This window comes from Streptomyces virginiae, from assembly GCF_040638905.1.
Taxonomy (GTDB): Bacteria; Actinomycetota; Actinomycetes; order Streptomycetales; family Streptomycetaceae; genus Streptomyces; species Streptomyces virginiae_B.
This window is the reverse complement of record NZ_JBEZYV010000075.1, coordinates 1-6062: the sequence shown is the minus strand read 5'-3', so window position 1 is coordinate 6062 and position 6062 is coordinate 1. Positions and strand designations below refer to the sequence as shown.

The following is a 6062-nucleotide window of genomic DNA, read 5'->3' as shown; positions in this document are numbered from 1 at the left end:
GGTTTCGCCATCCCGCCTCCCCACGCTGCTTGGAGAACTCATTTCCAACCAGCACAACGAGCAACCCGGCGAACCTTCCCGGTCACAGCACTAGCTACCGTGACCAGCCCACGGTTCTGCAGGGCCTGGCAGCTGGTCTTGTAGGTGGTGGATGCCCTTTCGGGGCATCCCTTTCCGACCCACTCCAGCACCGCCAGCTGCCGTTCGTTGAGTGTCTGCTTCATGCCGTGCCTTCGGTCGACAAGTTCGGCCCGGATGCTGCCAGGGTCAGAACCAGTCGGTGTGCCCTACCGAAGCTGATTAGCCCGAAAGGATGTGCTCGAGGGCGACCGGGGCCGGACTCGCCGGCTGACTGCAACAGCCGACTCCGCTGACCGTTTTCGGCAGTCACCCCGCGGCTGCGGCCGGGCCCCCGCCGAACCGGGGCACCTCATCGACGGCCGCGTCCAGGCGCAGGCGCACGTACCGCACCGGGTGTCGGTACACGCCCCCGCGGTCGATCGCGACGTCGGCGCTGATCTCCGCGACGAGGTCGGGCCGAACAAGGACCGCGTCGAGGACGTCGCGGCTCCCCCACGCCGAGGAGAACTTCACCCCGGTCCACAGATGTTCCGGGCCGGCTGCGGTGAGGTGTTCGGCGACCTGCCGGGCCGCGTCCGGGCGCAGCGGTACCGTCCGGCCGACGGCGCGGAGGCGGCCGTGGTGGTCGTAGCGGCCGAGGACGAGGATCTGGGGCCGGGCGAGGGTGCCGGTGATCGCGCCGATGATGGCCTCGGTGGTGTCGCGGCGTCTGATCTTGTACCAGGCTCTCGATCCGGGGAGGTAGCGCTGGTTCATTCCCTCCACCAAGATCCCCTCCACTCCGGAGATATCGGTCCACGTCTCCAGCCACTCCCTCGCCTTGGCAAGGTCGGTGGTCATCGGACACAGCGTCCACGGCGCGCTCAGCTGGCGGGTGTCGAAGAGGTCCTCGAGGATCCGTCGGCACTCGTGATAGTGCCGGGCGAGGAGTTCGGTGCCGTCTTGCTGGAGGACGTCGAAGGCAATGAAGAAGGCCGGGGTCTTCGCAGCCAGTGCGGCGGCAGTGCGGCCGCGGGCGGCGGCCCGGCGCTGGAGCGCTTCGAAGGACAGGCGTCCGGCTGCGGTGTCCCAGACGACGAGTTCGCCGTCGAGGACGAGGCCGTTGGGCAGGGGCTCGGCGGCGGCGACCAGGTCGGGGAAGCGGTCCTGGATCAGGGAGCCACGACGGGTCTGGAGCAGCACCCGGCCGCCGGGGCCAGCGGAGGTAAAGAGGATGGTGCGGTGGCCGTCGAACTTCTGCTCCAGGGCCAGGCCGCCCGCCAGGACACCGGGTCCGGGGAAGGACTCGGCGGCCTGGGCGAGCATCGGCTCGAAGGGAGGGGTCAGGACCACTCGGGGTTGGCCTCCTTCACCGCCGCTCCGGGCCTGGTCCCCCCAGCGTCACCGGCCGGGCGCGGTCCGGCGCGCCGGATACGGCCAGAAGGCCCCGCGACGTCAGGCTGCGGGGTGGGCCGGCTTCTGCTGTGACTCCAGGAGCCGGGCGCGGCACTCCTGGCAGAGCGGGTCCCCGCCAACCCCATATCGACAGCAAGTTCGATGGCTTCTCTGCACCAGTCAAGGCGAGCCGATCTGAACGGCATCAATAGCCGGCGTGCACCAACGGGTGGCCAGCGGTCACCAGTCGTGGCTGGAGTTCGCGCCTTCGAAGGCGCCGGCGCGGGCCGCCGCCGCGGAGGCCGCGGCGGCGCGGCGCGGCAGCGTCGGGTCCGGGGCGGTCCGGAGCAGCAGCAGTTCGTGGTAGAGCGGGGCGGTCGCGGCGACCAGCAGCGCCCGGCTGTCAGCCGGGCCGGGCAGCTCGCCCCGGTCGGCCGCGCGGGTGACGACCACCGCACAGCGCGCGTAGCGGTCCTCCCAGAACCGCGACAGTGCCGCTGCCGCTTCCGCCGACCGGAACCCGGCGGCGATCAGGGCCGTGGTCACGTTCGGCCCGCCACCCGCCAGCGCCTCGTACACCTCCTGGTTGAGGGCGGTCAGGTCGTTTTCCAGCGACCCGGTGTCCGGTGGGCTCCACGTGTCGTCGGACGCGGCGTCGAGTACGTCGGCCAGCAGGCGACCGACGTCGCCCCAGCGCCGGTAGACGGTCGTGCGGTGGACGCCGGCGCGTTCCGCGACCGCGTCGACCGTGAGCCCGTCGTACCCGGCCTCCAGGAGCAGCGCGCCCACCGCCTCCAGCACCTGGGCGCGGACGCGGGCGCTCCGGCCGCCCGTCCGGCGCCGTGTCGTGGCCGGTTTGGCCGGTTCCTGTCGGCCGGAACCTTCGCTTGCCTGCGCAGGAGAATCCATGTCAGCATTTTAACGCAACATTCGTCGCCTTAAAGGAGAACTCCCGTGCTCATCCACCACGCCACCGCCCACCACACCGCCGCCGCGACGACCCCCGAACCCCTGGAGCCGCCCCATGACTGCACAGCTCACCGCATCTGACCTCACCAAGTCCTACAACGGCCGCCTGGTCCTCGACTCCGTCGACTGCTCCGTCCCCGTCGGCGAACGCCTCGGCATCGTCGGCGAGAACGGCTCCGGCAAGTCCACCCTGCTCCGCCTGCTGGCGGGGGTCGAGCGCCCTGACCGCGGCGAGGTCGTCCTGCGCGCCGAAGGCGGCGTCGGCTACCTCGCGCAACAGGAAGACCTCGCCCCGCACATGACCGTCCAGCAGGTGGTCGACCGCGCCCTCGCCGAGCTGCGTGCATCGGAACGGCTCCTGCGCCAGCTGGAGGCCCGCATGGCCGGCGGCGACGCCACCGCCGAGACCCTCACCGCGTACGCCGACACCCTCACCGCCTTCGAACTGCGCGGCGGGTACGACGCGGACGCCCGGGTGGAGCGGTCCCTGCACGGCCTCGGCCTGCTGAGCCTGCCCCGCGAGTCCGCCGTCGGCGACTTGTCCGGCGGCGAGGTCGTACGCCTGCGCCTTGCCGTACTGCTCGCCGCCGCCCCGGAAGTACTGCTCCTCGACGAGCCCACCAACCACCTCGACGGCTCCGCCCTGACCTGGCTGGAGGACCATCTGCGCGCCCGACGCGGCATCACGGTCGTCGTCTCCCACGACCGGGTCTTCCTGGAACGCGTCGCCACCTCCCTCCTGGAGGTCGACGGCGACATGCACCGGACCGTGCGGTACGGCAACGGCTACGCCGGCTACCTCGCGGAGCGCGCCGCCGAGCGGCGGCGCCGCGCTGAGGCCCACGCAGCCTGGCGGGCCGAGGCGGCCCGACTGCGCGAGTCCGCCGCCGTCACCGCCCGACGGGTGGCACCCGGCCGGGCCATGAAGGACGGCAACAAGATGGCGTACGACCGCGCCGCCGGCCGGGTCCAGCAGTCCCTCGCAAGCCGGGTCCGCAACGCCGAGGAACGCCTTGCCCGGCTGCTGGCCCGGCCGGTGCCGGCCCCCGCGGACCCGCTGCGGTTCACCGCGGTGCCGCGCAACGCTGCCACGGCTGCCGCCGACCCCGGAACGCCCGCCGGTTCCGGGGACGCGCGACGGGTGCTGCTGGCCGCGGCGGGCGTCGCGGTCGAGGGGCGGCTCGCGCTGGTGGACGTGAACGTGCCGGTCGGCGGCCGACTGCTGGTCACGGGCCCGAACGGGGCGGGCAAGAGCACCCTGTTGCACGTACTGGCCGGCACCCTGGCCCCCGACCGCGGGCAGGTCGTACGGCACGGCCGGATCGGACTGCTGGCCCAGCACACCCATGCCGGCACGGGCCGCGGAACGCTGCTCGCGGCCTACGCCGAGGGCCGCCCCGGGACCCCCGAGGAGCACGCCGAACAACTCCTCTCACTGGGCCTGTTCGCCCGCGACCGGCTGTCCGCTCCCGTCGGCTCCCTGTCCGTCGGACAGCGGCAGCGGCTGGCCCTGGCCCGCCTGGTCACCGAACCGGCCGACGTCCTGCTGCTGGACGAGCCCACGAACCACCTCTCTCCCGCGCTGGCGGAGGAGCTGGAGGAGGCCATGGCCCGGTTCGCCGGCGCGGTGGTCGTGGTCAGCCACGACCGACGGCTGTGCGCCCGCTGGTCGGGCGACCGGCTGGCCCTGCACGCCCCGGCACCGGAACCAGCCGCAGCCGCCACCTGCCCGTGACAACGGGCCCGCCCCTCCCCGCCCTGCCGATAGGACGCCCCCACTTGACCACCTCCGTAAGCCCGCTGGGCACCCTCGACCTCCCCACCCCGGACTCCGGCCCGTACGCGCTCGCCGTCGGACCGGACGGCCGGCTGTGGTGCACCCTCGTCCGCACCGGGCGCATCGCCCGCCTCACCCCGTCGACCGGCCGCGTCGAGGAGTTCGTACTGGACTCCGCCGACTGCGGCCCCACCCTGATCACCGCCGGACCGGACGGCGCGCTGTGGTTCACCCGGTACCGCGACCACCGGATCGGCCGGATCACGGTGGCCGGCGAAGCCCGCTCGTACGCGCTTCCCGGCAGCGCGGGCAGCCCGTACGGGATCGCGGCCGGCCCCGACGGCGCCTTGTGGTTCACCCTGACGAACTCCGACCGCATCGGCCGGATCGGCATAGACGGCCGGATCGTGGAGTTCCCGCTGCCGTGCGAGGGGGGATTCCCGTCCTTCCTCACTGCGGGACGCGACGGAGCCCTGTGGTTCACCCTCAACCAGGCGAACGCCATCGGCCGGATCACCGTCTCCGGCGAGGTCCGGCTCCACCCTTTGCCCACGCCCGGCGCCGCCCCGGTCGGGCTCGCCGTCGGCCCGGACGGGAGCCTGTGGTTCGCCGAGATCGGCGCCGGCCGGATCGGGCGGCTCACGACCGGCGAGACAGCAGGCGTGGAGTTCGCCGAGTTCGCGCTGCCGGAGGCCGACTGCCGCCCCCACGGCGTCGCGGTCGCCCCGGACGGGACCTGCTGGTTCACCGAGTGGGGCACCGGCCGGATCGGCTCAGTCACCCCGGACGGCAAGCTCACCGAGTACCCGCTAGCGGCCCCCGACCGCGAACCCCATGGTCTGGCCTTCGCCCCGGACGGCACGCTGTACGTCGCCGAGGAGCACGGCGGCATCTCCCGCTGGGAGGTGCGCCGCCCTGGAAGCGTGCCAGAAGAACCCGGTTGAGCCGGCCGGTTCAGCCAGGCACACTCGCCCGATCAGCCACAGCACGCAGCCGGGCCGCTGGGACCGGCCCCAGTGATGCTTCGCTTGTTCGTGTGCACGGCGTCAATGCGAGCCCACCGCCGAGGAAGTCGGCCAGTGCACGGCGCTGCTCTTCCTCGCGGGCGATCTGCTGCGCGAGCACGGTGCGGTCGATGTACGGGTCGACGGCGGCGAGGACCAAGCGCTGAAGTTCGGCCGGCTCCAATGCCTCCACCTCCCACTGCACCGGGCGGCGAGGGTCGAAGCCGTAGCGGCGGGCGAAGGCCGGCCACCTCGGGTCGCCGCTTTTGCCCTCGGTCGCCGGAAGCCCGTACGTGCGTACCTGCTCGTAGGTGAGCAGCACCCGGGTCACCGAGCTCCAGCAGCCGGTGCGCTCCCCCCAGTCCCGCTCGATGTCCTCGCCCGAGCAGTCGAAGGGCACCGACCACGAGTAGACGGGCTTTGCGTTGCTCGTGGGCGACGCGGTCGCGGACGACATGGGCGTAGGACTGGGAGCTGAAGCCGCGGACCACGAGCACGGGGATGCCCGCGAACTCGAGCCAGCCGGTCAGCTGCTGTCGGAGGGTGTCCTTCTCGGCAGCGACGTACAGGGCCTGCTTCTGGCCTGCGGAGCGGTCCAGGCGGAACCAGCCGAGCGAACGCGTCGGCGTCCGGCCAGGCGGGTGGGACGTGGACTTCGCGGACGGTGTCGATCAGGTCGGGGAAGCGGCCCTCCCGCCGGGCCTGGGCCAACTGCGAGGACAACCGGCGCTACATCGGCGGCGTGTGCGGCAGCACGCCCTTAGAGGTCATCTCATTTGGCCGGTTCGGTAGGCTGCGGGCCGTGGTGGGGATTGTTGAGCGGCTGGTGCCGGACGAGTTGTGGGAGCTGTTTCAGC

At 72.6% G+C, this 6062-nt stretch carries 5 protein-coding genes; 2 read left to right on the top strand and 3 right to left on the bottom strand.

Features of this window, described 5'->3' with window-relative positions:
* Positions 1–387: 387 nt before the first annotated feature.
* Together AB0F82_RS38450 and AB0F82_RS38445 are read right to left on the bottom strand one after the other, a co-directional pair.
* The gene (locus AB0F82_RS38450) at positions 388–1413 is read right to left on the bottom strand and encodes an ATP-dependent DNA ligase (protein ID WP_362636439.1); all 1026 of its coding nucleotides are present in this window, start codon (positions 1411–1413) and stop codon (positions 388–390) included.
* 282 nt (positions 1414–1695) lie between these two features.
* Positions 1696–2364 carry a TetR/AcrR family transcriptional regulator gene (locus tag AB0F82_RS38445; protein WP_362636436.1) on the bottom strand — a complete coding sequence of 223 codons (669 nt, stop codon included), beginning with the start codon at positions 2362–2364 and terminating at the stop codon, positions 1696–1698.
* Between the two features lie 115 nt (positions 2365–2479).
* Between AB0F82_RS38445 and AB0F82_RS38440 the strand changes: the two genes are divergently transcribed.
* Together AB0F82_RS38440 and AB0F82_RS38435 are read left to right on the top strand one after the other, a co-directional pair.
* Complete coding sequence (locus AB0F82_RS38440; RefSeq protein WP_362636433.1) at positions 2480–4159, top strand: ABC-F family ATP-binding cassette domain-containing protein; 1680 nt, start codon at positions 2480–2482, stop codon at positions 4157–4159.
* Between the two features lie 44 nt (positions 4160–4203).
* Entirely contained in the window at positions 4204–5145 is a 942-nt protein-coding gene (locus tag AB0F82_RS38435; RefSeq protein ID WP_362636431.1) for a Vgb family protein, read from the top strand.
* Positions 5146–5155: 10 nt separating this feature from the next.
* On the opposite strand, the gene AB0F82_RS38430 is transcribed toward AB0F82_RS38435, so the two are convergent.
* The gene (locus AB0F82_RS38430) at positions 5156–5527 is read right to left on the bottom strand and encodes a hypothetical protein (RefSeq protein WP_362636429.1); all 372 of its coding nucleotides are present in this window, start codon (positions 5525–5527) and stop codon (positions 5156–5158) included.
* Between the last annotated feature and the right edge of the window lie 535 nt (positions 5528–6062).

What these genes read in the sequence shown, in the direction of transcription:
- AB0F82_RS38445 (WP_362636436.1), bottom strand. Translation starts at nt 2,364, where the DNA reads ATGGATTCTCCTGCGCAGGCAAGCGAAGGTTCCGGCCGACAGGAACCG.
- AB0F82_RS38440 (WP_362636433.1), top strand. Translation starts at nt 2,480, where the DNA reads ATGACTGCACAGCTCACCGCATCTGACCTCACCAAGTCCTACAACGGC.